This is a genomic window from Rhodococcus sp. UNC23MFCrub1.1 (assembly GCF_000686025.1).
In the GTDB taxonomy this organism is placed as follows: Bacteria; Actinomycetota; Actinomycetes; order Mycobacteriales; family Mycobacteriaceae; genus Rhodococcoides.
Window position 1 is genome coordinate 367285 of record NZ_JMLQ01000003.1, and the last position, 17969, is coordinate 385253.

Sequence of the window (17969 nt, forward strand, 5' to 3'; positions counted from 1 at the left end):
ATGACATCTCCACGAGCTTCGCTCGACCGTAAGGCCAGGACCCCGTTCATCGCCGGTAACTGGAAGATGAATCTGAACCACCTCGAGGCCATCGCCCTGGTGCAGAAGATCGCCTTCTCGTTGCCCGCGAAGTACTTCGAGAAGGTCGACGTCGCGGTGATCCCGCCGTTCACCGACATCCGCAGTGTCCAGACGTTGATCGAGGGCGACAAGCTCCTGCTCACGTTCGGCGCGCAGGATCTCTCGCCCCACGACTCCGGCGCGTACACCGGCGACATCAGCGGTGCCTTCCTGGCCAAGCTGGGCTGCACGTACGTCGTGGTCGGGCACTCGGAGCGTCGCGCCGGACACGGCGAGACCGACGAGACGGTGCTCGCCAAGACCAAGGCCGCGCTGAAGCACGGACTCGTGCCGATCGTCTGCATCGGTGAGGGTCTCGAGGTGCGGGAGGCCGGCGAGCACGTGGCGTTCAACGTCGAGCAGCTCCGCGGGTCCCTCGCGGGTCTGAGTGCCGAGGAGATCGGGAAGATCGTCGTCGCCTACGAGCCGGTGTGGGCCATCGGTACCGGCCGCGTGGCCAGTGCCGCGGACGCGCAGGAAGTCTGCAGAGCTATCCGTCAGGAGCTGGCGTCGCTCGCCGACGTCGACACCGCGGCGGCGGTCCGTGTGCTGTACGGCGGATCGGTCAGCTCGAAGAACGTGGGCGAGATCGTCGGCCAGACCGACGTCGACGGTGCACTGGTGGGCGGAGCGTCGCTGAAGGCGGACGAGTTCGCCACCCTGTGTGCCATCGCCGCCGGGGGACCGCTTCCCTGACCCACCGCGCATCACCGATCGAAGGGCACGTCGCACACGCGACGTGCCCTTCGTCGTTCGGCGGCGCGCGGCCTGTAACATTGGCCATCATGCGCACGTTCCTGGACATCCTGCTGGTGGTCACCAGCATCGGCCTGCTCGTCTTCGTCCTGCTGCACCGCGGCAAGGGCGGCGGCCTGTCGAGCCTGTTCGGTGGTGGCGTGCAGTCGTCTCTGTCCGGGTCCAGCGTCGTCGAGAAGAACCTCGACCGTGTCACCGTCTTCACCGGTGTCGTGTGGCTCATCTGCATCCTGGGCATCGGCCTGGAGATCAAGTTCGCCTGATCGGGTGACGTGACCCCTGCCGTGAGCCCCGCGCTGCGGTCCGGGGGTGCGCCGACGATACTGTCCTCATGACAGTCGTGGATCCAGGTCTGCCCGCCACCGAACCTCTGCGAGAGGACATTCGGCTCCTCGGTGGAATACTCGGTTCCGTCGTCCGGGACCACGAGGGCGAGGAGATCTTCGACCTCGTCGAGCAGGCCCGAGTGGAGTCGTTCCGCGTGCGGCGGTCGGAGATCGATCGCGGCGAACTCGCCCGGCTCTTCGACGGTATCGACATCACGCGTGCCATCCCGGTGATCCGGGCGTTCAGTCACTTCTCGCTTCTCGCCAACCTGGCGGAGGACATTCACCGCGAGCGCCGCCGCGCCGTGCACGTGCGTGCCGGGGAGCCGCCCCAGGACAGCAGTCTCGCCTCCACCTACAGTAAGCTCGATGCGGCGCGCCTCGACGCCGCCACGGTGGAGGACCTGCTCCGTGACGCCCTGGTATCGCCCGTCATCACCGCGCATCCCACCGAGACGCGTCGCCGCACCGTGTCGGAGATCCAGAGCCGCATCACCGATCTGATGCGCTTCCGTGAGCGCACGGAACTGGACGACACGGAGATCGCGGAGACCGACGCGAAGATCGAGCGGCAGATCCTCGCACTGTGGCAGACGGCGCTGATCCGGCTGTCCCGCTTGCGGATCCAGGACGAGATCGAGGTGGGTCTGCGCTACTACGACATGTCGCTCTTCGACGTGATCCCACGCATCAACACCGAGCTGCGGGCAGCGCTCCGCAGCCGTTGGCCGGATGCCGACCTGCTGACGCAGCCGATGCTGCGACCCGGATCGTGGATCGGCGGAGACCGGGACGGCAACCCCTTCGTCACCGGGGAGATCGTGCACCGCGCGACCAACCGTGCCGCGCAGGTCGCGTTCACCCGGTATCTCGCGGATCTCGTCGGTCTCGAGCACGAGCTGTCCATGTCGGCTCGGTTGATCGACGTGGACGCGGACCTGCAGGCCCTGGCCGATGCGTCGAAGGACGAGTCGGCGTTCCGTGCGGACGAGCCTTTCCGCCGAGCTGTGCGCGGTATCCGCGGGCGACTGTCGGCGACGGCACGCCGCATGCTGGACGTGGTTCCGGACAACACCCTCGACTCGCCGGAACTCGAGCCGTACGGCGCCCCGCAGGAGATGCTCGACGATCTGGACCTGCTGGACCGCTCGTTGCGGCGCACGGCCAACGGCGTCATCGCCGACGACCGACTCGCGACGCTCCGGCAGGCGCTCGAGACCTTCGGGTTCCACCTGTCCGGGCTCGACATGCGGCAGAACTCCGAGATCCACGAACAGGTCGTGGCGGAGTTGCTGGCCTGGGCGGGCGTCCACGCGGACTACGCGTCACTGTCGGAGGACGAGCGCGTCGCGATCCTCGCCGCCGAGCTCGAGACGCGGCGACCCCTCATCGGGCCCCGCGCGGAGTTCAGCGAGCAGACGGCCAAGGAGCTGGCGATCGTCGAGTCCGCCGCGGACGCCGTGCGCACCTTCGGCGGCGGCGCGGTGCCGAACTACATCATCAGCATGTGCACCTCGGTCAGCGACATGCTCGAGGCCGCGGTGCTGCTCAAGGAGGCGGGCATCCTCGATCCCGGCGACGCCGAGACGGGTCCGTCCTCGCCCGTCGGTGTGGTGCCGCTGTTCGAGACGATCGACGATCTCCAGCAGGGCGCGGCGACCCTCACCGAGACGTTGTCCATCCCCGTCTACCGCGCGCTGGTGACGTCCCGCGGGGACAACCAGGAAGTGATGCTGGGGTACTCCGACTCCAACAAGGACGGCGGGTACCTGGCCGCGAACTGGGCGCTCTACCGTGCCGAACTCGACCTCGTCGAGGCTGCACGCGCCGCCGGGATCCGGCTACGACTGTTCCACGGCCGCGGTGGCACCGTGGGCCGCGGCGGTGGCCCGAGCTACGACGCCATCCTCGCTCAGCCCACCGGTGCGGTCACCGGCTCGCTGCGGATCACCGAGCAGGGCGAGGTGATCGCGGCGAAGTACGCGGAACCCCGCCTGGCGCGCCGCAACCTCGAAACGCTGTTGGCGGCGACCATCGAGAGCACGTTGCTCGACGTCGAGGGGCTCGGGGACGACGCCGAGCCGGCCTACGCGCTGCTCGACGATCTGGCGGCACGCGCCCAGGCCGCGTACGGGGCACTGGTCCACGAGACGCCGGGCTTCGTCGAGTACTTCCGGATGTCCACACCGGTCGCCGAGATCGGGGAGCTCAACATCGGCAGCCGGCCGGCGTCGCGGAAGCCCACCAACTCGGTGTACGACCTGCGGGCGATCCCGTGGGTGATGTCGTGGAGTCAGTCGCGGGTGATGTTGCCCGGCTGGTACGGAGTGGGTACCGCGTTCGAGGACTGGGTCGGCGGCGACGCGGACAAGCTGGCCACGTTGACCGATCTGTACCGGCGGTGGCCGTTCTTCCGGACGGTGCTGTCCAACATGGCGCAGGTCATGGCCAAGTCGGATCTGGGGCTCGCCGCCCGGTACTCCGAACTGGTGCCGGACGAGCAGCTCCGCAAAACCGTGTTCGACATGATCTCGACCGAGCATGCCAAGACCGTGTCGATGTACCTGAAGATCACCGGGCACGACGGGCTGCTCGACGACAACCCGGCGCTGGCGCGGTCGGTGTTCAACCGCTTCCCGTACCTCGAGCCGCTGAACCACCTGCAGGTGGAACTACTCGCACAGCTGCGGGCGGGAGACGATCGCGAGCAGGTCAAGCGCGGCATCCTGCTGACCATGAACGGGCTCGCGACCGCGTTGCGCAACAGCGGATAGAGGGAACCGCGAGGACCCTCCCGGCGTCGAACAGAACAGACCCATTCGACGCCGGGAGGATCTCCGTCATGACTCCGCAGAACGAACACCGTTGCACCGCAACCGCATCCGCGTGGCGCAGGGGAGTGCCCCGGCGTCGACCAGCGGCCTCGACACCCGTCCGACCGAAGGACGATCAGCCCGGACGGCCGCCGGCCTGACCGTCGCTCAGAGGCGGGACGCCGACCCCGCGTCCAGGAACCACACGGTCGACTCGAGGCCGTGTGCCCCGGCGGCCGGATGCTCGACCGGGTCCGCGCCCCCGACACAGGCGGCGACGGCATCGGCCTTGCCCTCGCCCGAGACGAGGAACCACACGTGCCGAGACCTGTTCACCGCCGGGAGCGTCAGCGTGATGCGCACGGGAGGCGGCTTGGGGGAGTCGGTCACGGCCACGACCCAGCGTGACTTCTCCTGCACCGCGTCACCGTGGGCGAAGAGGGAGTTGACGTGAGAATCCGGGCCCATGCCGAGCAGGTGGATGTCGAAGGCGGGTCCGTCCTCCGGTGCGAAGGCTGCCACCGACTGCAGGTAGGTCACCGCCGCGGCCTCGACGTCGTCGCCCAGCGGCGAGTCGGACGGGGCCATGACGTGCACGCGGTCGGGATCGACGCCGACGTGATCGAGCAGGGCGTCCCTGGCCTGCACGTAGTTGCGTTCCGGGTCGCCCTCGGGGAGGAAGCGTTCGTCACCGAAGAAGACGTCGACGGCGGACCAGTCGATGTCGCCGCCGAGGTCGCGGACAGCGGCCAGGGTCGCGACGCCGGTGCCGCCACCGGTCAGCACGACGGATGCGGTACCGCGTGCTCGCTGGGCGTCGACGACCACCGACACGAATCGCTCGGCCGCGGCGCGGGCGAGAGCCGCCGTGTCGTCGGAACGGTGGATCTCCGGTCGTGTCTCACTCATAGGTCACCTTCGTCAGGCCGGCGAGGGCCTCTTCGTAGATCTCGTCACGGTCGAGTCGACGCAGCTCCTCCGCGAGGCAGTCGCGGGTCTCCCTCCGGGCGAGTGAGACCAGCGTGTCCGGTTGTCCGGTGCGGATGAGCGTGGCCGTGGTGCCGGTCTGCGGCCTGCTGATGGACACGGTGCTGTCGGCCAGCACCATCTCCACACGCAGGTCGCCGACCTTGCGCACCACGGGGACGTCGAGGCGGGCGGCGAACCACCCGGCGAGGATGTCCAGTGCGGGCTCCTCGCGCAGACCCGACACGGTCACCGATCGCACCGGCTCGGCCTGCTGGTCGAGTGCCGTGGTGAGCAGCGCACGCCAATAGGTGATGCGCGACCAGGCGAGGTCGGAATCCCCCTCGGCGTACGACTCGAGTCGCGACGAGATGGCGGCGCGCGGGTCGGGTGAGTTGGTCGCGTCGGTGATCCGGCGGATGGCGAGTCGGCCCACCGGGTCCTCCTTCGGGACCGCCGGTGCTCCGCTCGGCCACCAGGCCACCACGGGGGTGTCCGGCAGCAGGAAGGGGAGGACGACGCTCTGCTCGTGTTCCGACAGCTCGCCCCGTAGTCGCAGGAAGACCACCTCGGACGCGCCCGCGTCGCCGCCGACGCGGATCTGTGCGTCCAGCACGTCGTCGTCGTCGCGATCACCGCGGGCCAACACGATCACACGACACGGGTGCTCCCGGCTGGCCTCGTTGGCCGCCTCGATCGCGGCTTCGAACTTCGCGGGATCACGGATGACGACCACCAGGGTGAGCACCCGACCGAGCGTGACGGCGCCGCCCGATTCGCGCAGCTCCACCAGCTTCTTCGAGACGGCACCGGTGGTGGTGGCGGGCAGATCGACGATCACGGCCTTCTCCATTCGCGTCCGGTGCGCTGCATCATCTCGTTGGCCGAATCGGGGCCCCACGTGCCGGCCTCGTACGGATCGGCCGCACCTCCGGACGCCCAGTAACTGAGGATGGGGTCGAGGATCTTCCACGACAGCTCGACCTCGGCATTGACCGGGAAGAGCGACGGCTCACCGAGCAGCACGTCGAGGATGAGCCGCTCGTACGCCTCGGGCGACGACTCGGTGAAGGCCTGGCCGTAACTGAAGTCCATGCTGACGTCCCGCACCTGCATGCTGGACCCCGGCACCTTCGATCCGAAGCGCAGCGTGACGCCCTCGTCGGGCTGCACGCGGATGACGAGTGCGTTCTGGCCCAGTTCCTCGGTCATCGTGGCGTCGAACGGCAGGTGCGGTGCGCGTTTGAAGATCATCGCGATCTCGGTCACGCGCCGCCCGAGCGACTTTCCCGTGCGGAGGTAGAACGGCACGCCGCCCCACCGCCGAGTGTCCACCTCGAGGGTGATGGCCGCGTAGGTCTCGGTGTTCGACTCCGCGTCGAACCCCTCCTCCTCCTTGAGCCCCTTCACCTTCTGGCTGCCCTGCCACCCCGAGGTGTACTGCCCCCGGGCAGCGGTCTGCGCGAACGGCTCCGCCAGACGCGTCGACGAGAGGACCTTGATCTTCTCGCTCTGCAGTTCGCTGGGGCTGAAGCTGACCGGCTCCTCCATCGCGGTGATGGCGAGCAACTGCAGCAGGTGGTTCTGGATGACGTCGCGCGCAGCGCCGATGCCGTCGTAGTACCCGGCTCGACCCCCCAGGCCGATGTCCTCGGCCATCGTGATCTGCACGTGGTCCACGTAGTGGGCGTTCCAGATCGGGTCGAACAGCTGGTTGGCGAAGCGCAGCGCCAGGATGTTCTGGACCGTCTCCTTGCCGAGGTAGTGGTCGATGCGGAAGACGCGATCCTCCGGGAACACCCGGTTGACGATCGCGTTGAGCTCCTTCGCGCTCGCGAGATCGTGGCCGAAGGGCTTCTCGATCACCACTCGACGCCAGTGCCGCGGCGCCTCGTCCTCGGTCTCCGGTCCGGTGGCGAGACCGGACGCCGACAACTGCTCGAGCACCGTGGGGAACGCGCCCGGCGGGATGGACAGGTAGAACGCGTGGTTCCCACCGGTTCCGCGCTCGACGTCGAGTTCCGCGAGCGTTCTCGTGAGCTGATCGAACGCCGCGGCGTCGTCGAACGACCCCTGCACGAAGCGGATGCCTTCCGACAACCGTTCCCACACGTCCTCACGGAACGGCGTCCGGGAGTGCTCCCGGACCGCGTCGTGGACGATGGTGCCGAAGTCCTGGTCCGACCATTCACGCCGGGCGAACCCGACCAGCGCGAATCCGGGCGGCAGAAGCCCACGGTTCGCGAGGTCGTACACCGCCGGCATCAACTTCTTGCGCGCCAGGTCGCCGGTGACACCGAAGATCACCAGGCTGCAGGGCCCGGCGATCCTCGGGAGACGCTTGTCTCTGCTGTCACGGAGCGGATTCACCCAGGGTGTGGCTGACTCCGTCGCCACGGTTCAGCTCTTCGACGCGGCGGAGAGTTGCTCGGAGGTGGCGTCGAGCAGTTCGCCCCACGACGCCTCGAACTTCTGGACGCCCTCGTTCTCGAGCACGAGGAAGACGTCGGTCAGGTCGATACCCAGTGCACTGATGGCGTCGAAGACGGCCTGCGACTCCTGACCCTTGCCCGTGATGGTGTCGCCGGTGACCTCGCCGTGGTCGGCGAAGGCGTCCATCGTCTTCTCGGGCATGGTGTTGACGGTGTTCGGGGCAACCAGCTCGGACACGTACAGCGTGTCGGGCAGGGTCGGGTCCTTCACTCCGGTGGAGGCCCAGAGCGGGCGCTGCGGCCGGGCGTTGTCGGTCAGCATGCCTTGGAAACGCGACCCGATCTCGAACACCTGCTGGTAGGCGACGTACGCGAGGCGTGCGTTGGCCAGTGCAGCCTTGCCCTTCAGGTCGGTCGCCTCCGGTGTTCCGATGGCATCGAGACGCTTGTCGATCTCGGTGTCGACGCGCGAGACGAAGAACGACGCGACCGAGTGGATCGACGACAGGTCGTGGCCCGCGGCCTTCGCCGACTCGAGTCCCTCGAGGTAGGCGTTCATGACGGCCTCGTAGCGCTCGACCGAGAAGATGAGCGTGACGTTGACGCTGATGCCCTCGCCGATGACCTTGGCGATGGCGGGGATGCCGGCCTCGGTGGCGGGGATCTTGATCAGGACGTTGGGCCGGTCGACGATCTTCCACAGCTCGATCGCCTGCGCGACCGTCTTGTCGGTGTCGTGGGCCAGGCGGGGATCGACCTCGATGGACACCCGACCGTCGACTCCGTTGGTCGCCTCGTACACCGGTGCGAGCACGTCGCACGCATTGCGGACGTCGTCGGTGGTGACCGTGCGGATGACGGAATCGACGTCGGCACCGCGAGCGGCGAGCTCGTTCACCTGCTCGTCGTACGAGGTGCCCTTCGACAGGGCGGCCTGGAAGATCGACGGGTTCGTGGTGACGCCGACGACCGACTTGGAGTCGATCAGGTCCTTCAGGTTGCCCGAGGAGATCCGGTCACGGGAGAGGTCGTCCAGCCAGACCGAGACTCCGGCGGCGGACAGGTCTGCGAGATTCTGGTTCTGAGTCATGCTGTCATCCCTTCACGTTGGTGATGGAGCGCTGAGCTGCGGCCACGACGGCCTCGGCCGTGAAGCCGTACTCGCGGAAGAGCGTCGCCGCGTCCGCGGACTCGCCGAAGTGCTCGAGCGAGATGATCTCGCCGAAGCCGCCGACGATCTTGTACCAGGGCATCGCGATGCCGGCCTCGATGGAGACACGGGCCTTCACGGTGGGCGGAAGGACCTGGTCGCGGTAGTTCTGGTCCTGGCTCTCGAACCACTCGACACACGGCATCGAGACGACGCGCGCCGCGATGTCCTGCGCCTCGAGAAGCTTCTGTGCCTCCACGGCGTACTGCACCTCGGAACCGGTCGCGACGATGATCACGTCGGGTGCGGCCTTGGACGACTCGACCAGGACGTACCCGCCCTTGGAGACACCCTCGTAGCTGGTGCCGTCGAGAATCGGGATGCCCTGACGGGTGAGCGCGAGGCCGACGGGTCCGCTGCTCGACGAGCGCGCGAGCACCGCGCGCCAGGCGTGGGCGGTCTCGTTCGCATCGCCGGGGCGCACGACCGAGAGGTTCGGGATCGCGCGCAGCGCCGCGAGGTGTTCGACCGGCTGGTGCGTCGGGCCGTCCTCGCCGAGACCGACGGAGTCGTGGGTCCAGACGTAGATGGGATCGATGTCCATGAGGGACGCGAGGCGCACCGCGGGACGCATGTAGTCACTGAACTGCATGAAGGTGCCGCCGTACGCACGCGTCGGTCCGTGCATGACGATGCCGGACAGGATCGCGCCCATCGCGTGCTCGCGGATACCGAAGTGCAGCGTTCGGCCGTAGGGCTCGGCGTCCCAGTCGTCGGTGGAGATCGACGTCGGGCCGAAGGACTTGGCGCCCTTCATGGTGGTGTTGTTGCTGCCGGCGAGGTCGGCGGAGCCGCCCCACAGCTCCGGCAGGACCGGGCCGACGGCACTGAGGACCTCACCGGACGCGGCGCGCGTCGCGATGGCCTTGCCGCCCGGCTCCCAGGTGGGGAGGACGTCGGTCCATCCGTCGGGCAGCGTGCCCTCGGTCAGACGGTCCAGCAGGCGGCGACGGTCGGGCTCGCGCTCGCTCCACGCGTCGAAGTCCTTGCTCCACGCCTCGTGCGCCGCGCGGCCACGCGCCTGCAGGCCGCGGGTGTGCTCGATGACCTCGTCGGTGACCTCGAACGTCTTCTCGGGATCGAAGCCGAGCGCCTTCTTCACGGCGGCGACCTCGTCGTCACCCAGAGCGGCACCGTGGACGGCACCGGTGTTCATCATCGTGGGGGCCGGGAAGCCGATGATGGTGCGCAGCACGATGATCGAGGGCTTGTCGGTGACGGCCTTGGCCGCCTCGACCGCCTCCTCGATGGCGGTGACGTTCTCGCCGCCCTCCACGACCTGCACGTGCCAGCCGTACGCCTCGTAGCGCTTGGCGGTGTCCTCGGACAGCGCGATGTCGGTGGAGTGCTCGATGGAGATCTTGTTGTCGTCGTAGAACAGGATCAGGTTGCCGAGCTGCTGCGTGCCGGCGAGTGAGGACGCCTCGGAGGTGATGCCCTCCTCGATGTCGCCGTCGGACGCGATGACGTAGACGTAGTGATCGAACGGGCTGTCGCCCCATGCGGGCTCGGGATCGAAGAGTCCACGCTCACGGCGCGACGCCATGGCCATGCCGACGGCCGAGGCCAGGCCCTGACCGAGCGGGCCGGTGGTGATCTCGACGCCCTTGGTGTGGCGGAACTCCGGGTGGCCGGGAGTCTTCGACTTGAACGTGCGCAGCGCCTCGAGATCGGCGAGCTCGAGGCCGAAGCCGCCCAGGTAGAGCTGGATGTACAGCGTGAGGCTCGAGTGACCGCACGAGAGCACGAAGCGATCGCGGCCGATCCACGTGGTGTCCGTGGGATCGTGGCGCATCGTGCGCTGGAAGAGCGAGTACGCCAGGGGAGCGAGGCTCATGGCGGTTCCGGGGTGGCCGTTGCCGACCTTCTGCACCGCGTCGGCAGCGAGAACACGCACAGTGTCCACCGCCCGTGTGTCCAGATCGGTCCAGTCGCTCGGATGGTGAGCGCTGGTGAGAACGGTGATGTCGTCTGTGATCGACACGGGTGGAGATCTCCTGACACTGTCGGGGTGGGGGTGGCCAGTAGTGCACGGACGCGGCGCACTCGTCGCCGCTCCGCGCGTGATGAGCCTAGTTCCCCGGCGGGTCGGTCGGGGATACCCGGTTCACGGTCGAGCCTAGTTCCGTCCGGGACGCCTCGCTGGTTCCGCGACGGGTGGTCCGCCGCCGATCCGTCACACGACGCCCGAACCATCCGACTACCCGCCGATTGGGGTGATGACACAGGCGGCGTCTACCATCGCTTGTAGTAGCACCATTCCGCTCGGTAACTGGGCCGGGTGGTGGAGCGGACGGTGCGAGAGGGAGATTCGAGTGGGTATGCGGCAGAGCCCGAGCGGACACGGGTTCACCGACAGTCCGACCCGGGACGTGTCGACCGCTCCCACGTCGAGACTCGGCCGGCTGACGGCCAAACCCGCCGCCTACATCGCGCTGACGAAACCGCGCGTGATCGAGCTCCTCCTGGTCGCGACCATCCCCACGATGCTCCTCGCGGACCGCGGCACGGTGAACCTCCCGCTGCTGTTCGCCACGCTGTTCGGCGGGTGGATGGGTGCCGCCAGCGCCAACACGCTGAACTGCGTCGTCGACGCGGACATCGACAAGGTCATGAAGCGCACCGCGCGGCGGCCTCTGGCCCGCGAGGCCGTGCCGACGTCGCACGCCTTCGTCTTCGGCGCGCTCCTCGGAGTCGGATCCTTCCTCTGGCTCTGGTGGGCGGCGAACCTCCTCAGTGGGGTCCTGGTCGTCGCGACGATTCTGTTCTACGTCCTCGTCTACACGATGGTGCTCAAGCGCCGGACCTCGCAGAACGTGGTCTGGGGCGGTGCCGCGGGATGCATGCCCGCACTCGTCGGATGGTCCGCCGTGACCGGGACCGTCGGGTGGCAGGCGATCGTCCTGTTCCTCGTCATCTTCTTCTGGACTCCGCCCCACACATGGGCCCTGGCCATGCGCTACAAGGACGACTACAAGGCGGCGGGTGTGCCCATGCTGCCCGTCGTCGCCACCGAACAGGTCGTCACCCGGCAGATCGTCCTCTACACCTGGGCCACGGTTGCGGCCACGGCTGCGTTGATCCCGGCGGCCGGTGTCGTCTACGCCGCGGTCGCCCTGGCGGCGGGTGCCTGGTTCCTCCTCATGGCGCACCAGCTCTACTCGGGCGTGCGACGCGGCGAGGCCGTGAAGCCGCTGCGCCTGTTCCTGCAGTCGAACAACTACCTCGCGGTCGTCTTCATCGGTCTCGCCGTCGACTCCGTGCTCGGGATGTCCACGGTCTCCGACTTCTTCTCCTGACACCCGCTCCGCGTCAGGGTTCCAGCACGATCGATCCCGCCGTCCGCCGGCTCTCCAGGTCGATGTGCGCCTGCCGGGCCTGCTCGAGCGGATAGCGATGCTCGACTCGGACCGTCAGGGTTCCGTCCGCCAGCGCACGCACCACGTCTCCGCCGCGCCATTCCAGCTCTGCCCGGTCGCGGATGTGATGCGCGAGGGTGGGGCGGGTCAGGAACACCGAGCCGGCCTTGTTGAGGCGTTGCGGGTCCACCGGCGGTACCGGCCCGCTCGCGGCACCGAAGAGGGCCACCGTCCCGCGGATGCGCACGCTCTCGAGGCTCGCGTCGAACGTCGAGGCACCGACGCCGTCGTACACCGCCGCGACGCCGACACCGTCGGTGATGTCGCGCACGCGTGACGGGATGTCGTCGTCGTACCGGAGAACGTGAGTCGCGCCTGCTTCGCGCGACAACGCCTCCTTCTCGTCGGTGGACACGGTGGTGATCACCGTCGCGCCCTTCGCCGTGACGAGCTGCGTGAGAATCAGCCCGACTCCGCCCGCGCCGGCATGCACCAGCACCACGTCGCCGGACCGCACGGGGTACGTCGACTCGATCAGATAGTGCGCCGTCATGCCCTGGAGCAGCACGGATGCCGCCTGAGGGGGATCCACACCCGCCGGCACCGCGATGGCAGAGGCGGCCGGGACCCGCACGAGTTCGGCGTAGCTCCCGGGCGCTGCGGCCCATGCGACGCGGTCGCCGACCGAGAACCCGGACACCTCCGAGCCCACCTGCTCGACGACGCCGGTGCCCTCGTCGCCCGGGACGTACGGCAGCTCCCGCGGGTAGGACCCGCTGCGGAAGTACGTGTCGATGTAGTTGATCCCGGAGGCCTGGACCCGGACCAGTAGATCGGCCGGGCCGGGTACCGGATCGGGGACGTCGGTCACGTCGAGGACGTCGGGTCCGCCGGTTCTGGTCACGAGTACAGCGCGCATGGGAAAAGTCTGCCACCGCGCCCGCGACAGCGGGGGCGGGACGGACCCACCGCTGAGTTACCGGCCAGTAGGGACGCGTGGGACGGACCGGGTATTCTCACGATCATGAGCACCGAGAGCATCGAGAACGCACCCAAGGGTGACTCCGGGCAGAGCACCGAGACGGCGGCCCCGCCGTCGAACCTGGTGTCCTCGATCGAGTCGTTCGTCGCAGCGCACGGCGGGTCCGCGACGGTGGTGTTGCAGCCGCTCGGCCGCGCCGGTGTCCGCATGACCCTGGTCGGTGCCGACGGGATCCTGGGGGACCGGGTCGCCGGCAATCTCCGCATCGCGCACGCGGTGGTGGACTCGCTCGACTCCGTGACCCTCGGTGACTGGGACCGCGAGCTGACGAGCATCGTCACCCCGCGCAAGGGTCACTTCGCGCAGATGGCGGGATGGGTGGCGCGTCAGTCGCGTTTCCCGAAGGCGCGCAACGGTCTCTGACCGCGTCCGATCAGTCCGCGCGGGCCAGCCGCGGCGAGGTCACGTCGGTGTCCTCGGCTGCCGGCACGGTCTCCCGCTCCCGCAGAGACACCCAGAGAGCGGCCGTGGCGGCCGTGGCCGCGGCAGCACCGGCGACGTGGACGGCCACGAGGGCCGCAGGGACGTCGGTGAAGTACTGGACGATGCCGACGCACGCCTGGGCGACGACGATCGCGATGACCACCTGCAGACGTTTCTTGATGGCCGAGGCTCCGGACGGACTGACGGCGTAGACGGCGAACGTGAGCCCCACCAGCAGCGCCAGGTACCCCACCAGAAGTTCGGCGTGCAGGTGCACCAGCGTGACGATCTCCACCTCGAGCCGAGCCACGTCCGCGTCACCGGCATGCGGTCCCGCGCCGGTGACCATGGTGCCCGCCACCAGAACTCCGGCGAGAAGGACCGCAGACAGCACGGTCAACCACCGCAGCGGCGCGGGCACGGCGGGTACCGAGACGCCCTCGTCCTTCTCACCGATCTTGTGGAACAGCAACGTCGCGAGCCAGACCATCAGCATCGAGATCACGAGGTGCACCGCCACGGTCCACCACAGCAGCCCGGTGAGCACCGTGATGCCGCCGACGCCGGCCTGCAGCACCGTGCCCGCAGGCATGAGCCACGCGTAGACGACCACCTCGCGGCGGCGCCGTGCCCGTGTCACCGCCAGGACGATGGCAGCCGCGGTGAGGACCACGGCGAAGGTGAGCATGCGGTTGCCGAACTCGACCGCCTGGTGCAGGACGGGCACCTCGGACACGCCGACGGGCGTGAAGCTGCCGGGGAAACACTGCGGCCACGTGGGGCACCCGAGCCCGGAGCCCGTCACCCGGACCACGGCGCCCGTCACCGAGATACCGCCCTGCGTCAGGATCACGACGAACGCGATGATTCGCTGGACGCGAACGGAGGGGACCGGGAGGCGGTCGACCACGGAGAAGTACGCACGGGAGAGCACACGTCGATGGTAGACGGCATCTCCTACGCTGCGTAGTTGGCCTGCGGCCTGGGGTAGTCGGCCTGCGGCTTCGGGTGGTCGGACTGCGGCTTCGGTGTCAGGTGAACGAGAACTTGCGGGTCGCCCAGAAGCCGCAGATCGCCGCCCACACGACGAGGACCAGGATGCCGAACAGATCGGCTCGTCCCACGACGGCCTGCTCGAGCGTCTCCGCCATCGCGCCCGACGGGATCAGTCGCGCGATCATGCGGACGCCGCCGGGAAGTGCCTCGTTCGCGAACACCACGCTGCCGATGCCGAGCATCACGAACCACGCGATGTTGGCGAGGGCGAGCACGATCTCGGCCCGCAGCGTCCCGCCGAGCAGGAGGCCCATCGTGGCGAAGGTGACGGTGCCCAGAGCGATGACCAGCGCGCCCAGCACGAGTCCGCCGGGAGTCGGACGCCACCCGAGGGCGAGGCCGATGGCGCCGAGCAGTACCGACTGCAGCACGACCACGAGGAGCACGGCGATCGACTTCCCGGCGATCGCGCCCCACTTCGGCAGAGCGGTGGCGCCGAGTCTCTTGAGAGCGCCGTAGCGCCGGTCGAAGCCGACGGCGATGGCCTGACCGGTGAACGCGGTCGACATCACCGCGACGGTCATCACGGCGGGCACGACGGTGCCGACGCGCTCGGTGCCGAAGTCGCCGAACGGCAGCAGCGTGAGGCCGATGAGCAAGGTCACCGGGATGAACATCGTCAGCAGCAGCTGCTCACCGTTGCGCAGCAGCAGAAGCAGTTCGAGGCGGCTCTGCGCCAGCAGCATGCGGCGGCGCGGTGCGGGTCGCGGATCCGGTGTGAACGTCCCCGGTGCGAATCGGTCGGACGCACGTTCGGACCGTGATGTCACGCTCACCCTCTCAGTTCCCGCCCCGTGAGGTCGAGGAAGACGTCCTCGAGGCTGCGCTGCTCCACACGGAGATCGGTGGCCAGCACGTTCAGTCGAGCACACCACGAGGTCACCGTCGCGAGCACCTGGGGGTCGATGGTCCCCTCGAGCAGATACGAGCCCGGCGAACTCTCGACCGGATCGAACCCCTCGGGCAGCACCATCTGCAGCAACGACAGGTCGAGGCCGGAGGGTGCGGAGAAGCGCAACTGGCCCTCGGCGCCCCGACGGGTGAGCTCGGTGGGCGTCCCCGAGGCGACGACCTGGCCGTGGTCGATGATCACCAGGTCGTCCGCGAGGTGCTCGGCCTCGTCCATGAGGTGGGTGGTCAGCAGGATGCTCACGCCGTCGCGCCGCAGCGCCTCGACGAGGTCCCACACGAGGAGCCGGGCCTGTGCGTCGAGCCCGGCGGTCGGCTCGTCGAGGAACACGAGCTCGGGGCGGCCGACCAGCGCACAGGCCAGCGAGAGGCGTTGTTGCTGACCGCCGGAGAGTCGTCGGTACGGCGTGCGGACGGCATCGGTGAGCCCCAACTGTCCGAGGAGCCACTTGGGATCGAGCGGGTCGGCCGAGTACGCGGCGACGAGGTCGAGCATCTCGCCCGCACGCGAGCCGGGGTAGGCGCCGCCGCCCTGCAGCATCACCCCGATCCGCGGCTTGAGACGGTCGGAGTCGACGATGGGATCGAGCCCCAGGACGCGGACCTCACCGGAGTCGGGCGTGTGGAAGCCCTCGCACATCTCGACGGTGGTGGTCTTGCCGGCCCCGTTGGGACCGAGGAGTGCGAGCACCCGGCCGCGCTGCAGCTCGATGTCGAGTCCGTCGACGGCCGCGACGTCACCGAAGTGCTTGACCACACCGCGGAGGGACACCGCCGGAGAGTCCGTCGGCGTCCCGGCATCGGACGCCGTGGGCGGAGGGACAGGTCGGGCGGTCACGATGATCCAGCGTAGGCGTCCGACGGACGGTCCGGCGCCGCCGCCCCGTCGCGTGCCCGCCAGGGCAGCAGTCGCCTCGTCGAGGCGTACAGCACGGCGATCGTCAGGACTGTCGCCACCGCCGCCTGGACGATGACGAAGGGCTGGACCTCACCGCCGGTCGGCATGACGATCAGCGAGACGAACGCGGAGAAGACGATCACCGGCACCCGGAACGCCGGTCGGGTGGCCCAGGCGGCCAGCGGGGTGACGGCCCACAGCAGGTACCAGGGCTGGACCACGGGGAAGAGCAGCACGAGTGCCCCGAGCGACACGCCGAGGGCTCCGATGGGGTGGAGCCGACCCAGCAGGACCGACACCAGCATCCGCACGATGATCAGCGCGGCCACCAGGGAGGCGATCGGGCGGGTGAGGGACAGCACGGCAGTGGTGTGGTCGCCGATGCCGAGGAGGACGCCGGCGCCTCCCGTGGCGAGGCCGAGCAGTGTGGGCAACGACATCCAGCTGCGCACGGCGTTGGCCGTGCCCAGGGTGTCCAGCCAGCCGAATCCGAGCCCGCTCGCGGCGCTGACGCCCAGGATCACGGCGACGGTCACCGCGCCGAGCAGGGCGGCGGCGGCGGCGACGTCGCGGGGCCGACCACCCCATCGACGGGCCAGGGCCATGCCCACGAATCCGAGCGCGAGCACCGACGGGATCTTGATCGTCGCGGACAGGGCGATGACCGCCGCGCCGGCGAGCAGCAGCACGCCGGTACGGCCCCGCAGTGGTGCCGCGGACTCGACCGCACGGAACGAGAGTTCGAGCCCCGCGAGCATCAGGCCCAGCATTGCGGCCTCGTTGTGGATCCCGGCGACGAGGTGGAAGAGCAGGAGCGGATTGGCGGCACCGAGCCACAGCGCCGCCACGCTGGACACTCCGCACCGGGCGGCGAGGCGGGGGAGAGCCCACACGATGAGCGCGACGCCGATCAGCGCGACGATGCGATGCAGGAAGATCCCGGCGACGATGTCGTCACCGGTGAGCGCGGTGATGCCCCGACCGATCCACAGGAAGAACGGTCCGTAGGGCGCCGGGGTGTCGCGCCAGATGGTCGGCACGGTCCTGGTGAGCACATGGTCGACGCCGAGTGCCGCCTGCGGACCGATGGCGTACGGATCGAGTCCGCGGGCCGTGATCTCGCTCTGCGCCAGGTACGAGTAGACGTCCTTGCTGAACATCGGTGGCGCGACGCACAGCGGCACGATCCACAGCGCGAGCGTGCGGTCCAGCTGGGAGCGAGACATCCGGCGCGGCGACGAGTGCGCGCCGAAAGATCCCACGGCGAGGCGGCCGAGGAGCAGCCATGCGAGCACCACGACGGCGGTGCCGATCATCGTGATGGTGAGTGCGGCGGGGAGCGCGCGAGCGAAGAGCCCGAGCACGCGGACACCCTGCACCGGGTTCTGGAGAACCGGTTGTGCGCCGGCGCCCAGTGCACCGAGGGCCATCATCGCGGCGCCGATGGCACCGAAGCGGCGGATCCGTGTGAGATCGCGCACCTCGGCGGCGTTCAGTTCGGGGCGCTCGGGCTCGTTGTCGTGCAGAAACGCGACGCGGTCGCTGCGCGGAGACCCCTCGATCCCCAGCACCCGACGCGTCGCTCGACGGGCCGTCGCCCGCATCCGCGCGGCGGTACCGGAGCGGCTCGGCTCCGTCGCACCCGCCGTGACCACGTGG

15 protein-coding genes are annotated in these 17969 nt (G+C 69.1%); 5 read left to right on the forward strand and 10 right to left on the reverse strand.

All coding sequences use genetic code 11. From position 1 onward, the window contains the following. The 3 genes from tpiA to ppc all read left to right on the forward strand — a co-directional run bounded on the left by tpiA (window position 1) and on the right by ppc (window position 3976). Window positions 1-816 (forward strand): triose-phosphate isomerase, encoded by an 816-nt coding sequence (tpiA, locus tag BR07_RS0109700; protein ID WP_037185366.1) that lies wholly within the window; start codon window positions 1-3, stop codon window positions 814-816. Window positions 817-905: 89 nt separating this feature from the next. Next, window positions 906-1139, forward strand: coding sequence for a preprotein translocase subunit SecG (gene secG / locus BR07_RS0109705; protein WP_027505281.1), 234 nt, complete (start codon window positions 906-908; stop codon window positions 1137-1139). Between the two features lie 68 nt (window positions 1140-1207). Further along, entirely contained in the window at window positions 1208-3976 is a 2769-nt protein-coding gene (gene ppc / locus BR07_RS0109710; RefSeq protein WP_027505282.1) for a phosphoenolpyruvate carboxylase, read from the forward strand. A 207-nt stretch (window positions 3977-4183) separates the two neighbouring features. Here ppc and pgl read toward each other — a convergent pair whose 3' ends face one another. From pgl to tkt, 5 genes are read right to left on the reverse strand one after another with little or no spacing between them, the layout of a single operon-like run. Next, a complete protein-coding gene (gene pgl, locus BR07_RS0109715) occupies window positions 4184-4924 on the reverse strand; it encodes a 6-phosphogluconolactonase (protein ID WP_027505283.1) in 741 nt (246 codons plus the stop codon). Beyond that, on the reverse strand, window positions 4917-5822 hold the full coding sequence (gene opcA / locus BR07_RS0109720; RefSeq protein ID WP_027505284.1) for a glucose-6-phosphate dehydrogenase assembly protein OpcA: 906 nt from the start codon (window positions 5820-5822) through the stop codon (window positions 4917-4919). The genes pgl and opcA overlap by 8 nt, the downstream gene beginning before the upstream one ends. Continuing rightward, the gene (gene zwf / locus BR07_RS0109725; protein ID WP_027505285.1) at window positions 5819-7378 is read right to left on the reverse strand and encodes a glucose-6-phosphate dehydrogenase; all 1560 of its coding nucleotides are present in this window, start codon (window positions 7376-7378) and stop codon (window positions 5819-5821) included. Before zwf ends, opcA begins: the two co-directional genes overlap by 4 nt. A 3-nt stretch (window positions 7379-7381) precedes the next feature. Then, complete coding sequence (tal, locus tag BR07_RS0109730; RefSeq protein WP_027505286.1) at window positions 7382-8503, reverse strand: transaldolase; 1122 nt, start codon at window positions 8501-8503, stop codon at window positions 7382-7384. A 4-nt stretch (window positions 8504-8507) separates the two neighbouring features. Beyond that, on the reverse strand, window positions 8508-10607 hold the full coding sequence (gene tkt / locus BR07_RS0109735; protein WP_027505287.1) for a transketolase: 2100 nt from the start codon (window positions 10605-10607) through the stop codon (window positions 8508-8510). Between the two features lie 337 nt (window positions 10608-10944). Between tkt and BR07_RS0109740 the strand changes: the two genes are divergently transcribed. Then, window positions 10945-11922 (forward strand): heme o synthase, encoded by a 978-nt coding sequence (locus BR07_RS0109740; RefSeq protein ID WP_037185372.1) that lies wholly within the window; start codon window positions 10945-10947, stop codon window positions 11920-11922. 13 nt (window positions 11923-11935) lie between these two features. On the opposite strand, the gene BR07_RS0109745 is transcribed toward BR07_RS0109740, so the two are convergent. After that, the gene (locus tag BR07_RS0109745) at window positions 11936-12901 is read right to left on the reverse strand and encodes a quinone oxidoreductase family protein (protein WP_027505289.1); all 966 of its coding nucleotides are present in this window, start codon (window positions 12899-12901) and stop codon (window positions 11936-11938) included. Between the two features lie 105 nt (window positions 12902-13006). Here BR07_RS0109745 and BR07_RS0109750 point away from each other — a divergent pair, with 105 nt between their 5' ends. Beyond that, the gene (locus BR07_RS0109750) at window positions 13007-13387 is read left to right on the forward strand and encodes a hypothetical protein (protein ID WP_027505290.1); all 381 of its coding nucleotides are present in this window, start codon (window positions 13007-13009) and stop codon (window positions 13385-13387) included. Between the two features lie 10 nt (window positions 13388-13397). On the opposite strand, the gene BR07_RS0109755 is transcribed toward BR07_RS0109750, so the two are convergent. From BR07_RS0109755 to mptB, 4 genes are all read right to left on the reverse strand, one after another. Then, the gene (locus BR07_RS0109755) at window positions 13398-14381 is read right to left on the reverse strand and encodes a COX15/CtaA family protein (RefSeq protein ID WP_027505291.1); all 984 of its coding nucleotides are present in this window, start codon (window positions 14379-14381) and stop codon (window positions 13398-13400) included. A 97-nt stretch (window positions 14382-14478) separates the two neighbouring features. Then, the gene (locus BR07_RS0109760; protein ID WP_027505292.1) at window positions 14479-15279 is read right to left on the reverse strand and encodes an ABC transporter permease; all 801 of its coding nucleotides are present in this window, start codon (window positions 15277-15279) and stop codon (window positions 14479-14481) included. Next, window positions 15276-16250, reverse strand: a complete 975-nt coding sequence (locus BR07_RS0109765; RefSeq protein ID WP_051613224.1) for an ABC transporter ATP-binding protein — start codon at window positions 16248-16250, stop codon at window positions 15276-15278. Before BR07_RS0109765 ends, BR07_RS0109760 begins: the two co-directional genes overlap by 4 nt. After that, window positions 16247-17914 (reverse strand): polyprenol phosphomannose-dependent alpha 1,6 mannosyltransferase MptB, encoded by a 1668-nt coding sequence (mptB, locus tag BR07_RS0109770; RefSeq protein WP_051613271.1) that lies wholly within the window; start codon window positions 17912-17914, stop codon window positions 16247-16249. The genes BR07_RS0109765 and mptB overlap by 4 nt, the downstream gene beginning before the upstream one ends. Window positions 17915-17969 lie beyond the last annotated feature (55 nt).

What these genes read in the sequence shown, in the direction of transcription:
- tal (WP_027505286.1), bottom strand. Translation starts at nt 8,503, where the DNA reads ATGACTCAGAACCAGAATCTCGCAGACCTGTCCGCCGCCGGAGTCTCG.
- mptB (WP_051613271.1), bottom strand. Translation starts at nt 17,914, where the DNA reads ATGCGGGCGACGGCCCGTCGAGCGACGCGTCGGGTGCTGGGGATCGAG.
- secG (WP_027505281.1), top strand. Translation starts at nt 906, where the DNA reads ATGCGCACGTTCCTGGACATCCTGCTGGTGGTCACCAGCATCGGCCTG.
- BR07_RS0109745 (WP_027505289.1), bottom strand. Translation starts at nt 12,901, where the DNA reads ATGCGCGCTGTACTCGTGACCAGAACCGGCGGACCCGACGTCCTCGAC.
- tpiA (WP_037185366.1), top strand. Translation starts at nt 1, where the DNA reads ATGACATCTCCACGAGCTTCGCTCGACCGTAAGGCCAGGACCCCGTTC.
- BR07_RS0109740 (WP_037185372.1), top strand. Translation starts at nt 10,945, where the DNA reads ATGCGGCAGAGCCCGAGCGGACACGGGTTCACCGACAGTCCGACCCGG.
- ppc (WP_027505282.1), top strand. Translation starts at nt 1,208, where the DNA reads ATGACAGTCGTGGATCCAGGTCTGCCCGCCACCGAACCTCTGCGAGAG.
- BR07_RS0109750 (WP_027505290.1), top strand. Translation starts at nt 13,007, where the DNA reads ATGAGCACCGAGAGCATCGAGAACGCACCCAAGGGTGACTCCGGGCAG.
- pgl (WP_027505283.1), bottom strand. Translation starts at nt 4,924, where the DNA reads ATGAGTGAGACACGACCGGAGATCCACCGTTCCGACGACACGGCGGCT.